This window comes from Streptococcus sp. HMSC071D03 (genome assembly GCF_001812125.1).
In the GTDB taxonomy this organism is placed as follows: Bacteria; Bacillota; Bacilli; order Lactobacillales; family Streptococcaceae; genus Streptococcus; species Streptococcus pseudopneumoniae_N.
Window position 1 is genome coordinate 1 of sequence record NZ_KV807731.1, and the last position, 1,191, is coordinate 1,191.

A 1,191-nucleotide genomic window follows, 5' to 3' on the forward strand; every position below is an offset into this window, starting at 1 on the left:
GTACGTTGATCAAACAACTGGTCAAACCCTTGCCAATGATCAAGTCGGTGGTAAATCAGGTGAGGCAATCAACTACTCAACTGCGGACAAGATCAAGTACTATGAAGATCGTGGCTATGTTCTTGTAAGCGATGAATTCCCAGCAGGAGTTCACTTCGATACCGATGCTTCAGTCGATCAAACATGGACAGTAACCTTGAAACATGGTGAAACTCCAGTAGGACCAAATGACCCACATAACCCAACAGATCCAATCAATCCAAATGATCCAAACAGTCCTAAGTACCCAGCGACAGATCAATGGAAGAAAGATGTCACATCTACTGTTAAGTATGTGGTATCAGATGGTAAGGTAGCAGCCCCAGCAGATCATGTTGAAAACGCGACATGGACACGTACCCTTACCTTGGATAAAGTCACAGGTAAAGAACTTTCAGCGACACCATGGGCATCAGATAAGACAGCCTACGCTGAAGTTCCAACACCAGGTTTGACAGGATACTACGCTGATAAAGCAAATGTTGTTTCTAAGGCAGTTACTCAAGAAAACCTTGAAGAAACTGTTACTTACAAACCACTTGGAAACTTGGTTCCAAAACCAGAGAAACCAAATGATCCAAACTTCCCATCAACACCAGGTGTTAAATATCCGAACGATCCAACAGACCCAACGAAACCAGGTCAACCAGTCGTTCCTGATGTACCAGGTTATGAACCACACCTTCCAGATCCAAACGACCCAACGAAACCAGGTCAACCAATCCAACCAGGAACACCTGTAACACCTGATAAACCAGGGGAAGATACGCCAATCATCTATGTACCAAAAACAAATGATGTGACGCAACCAACAAAACAAACGGTAACGTTTGAAGGAGCTGGTTCAACCACACCAAAAGCTGATGTTCAAAGCGACTATACCTTCACAGGTAAGAAGAATCAAGCAGATGGTACAACAACATGGACTGAAAACAGTCATGACTATGGCAAAGTAAAAGTCCCAGTCGTTGAACACTATTATGCGGATAAAGCTGAAGCAGGTGGTAAGACAGTTACACCAGAACACCCAGAAGCTACAGATAAAGTAGTTTATAAGGAACTCGGTAAGATCATTCCAGTTGACCCAGATGGAAACCCAATTCCAAATGCGCCAACTCCACAATATACGAATGATCCAAACGATCCAACTAA

The 1,191-nt window shown here is 43.4% G+C and carries 1 pseudogene; it reads left to right on the plus strand.

What is annotated here, in order from left to right:
- A pseudogene (locus HMPREF2837_RS11410) lies at positions 1-1,191 on the plus strand (hypothetical protein); the annotation flags it as partial.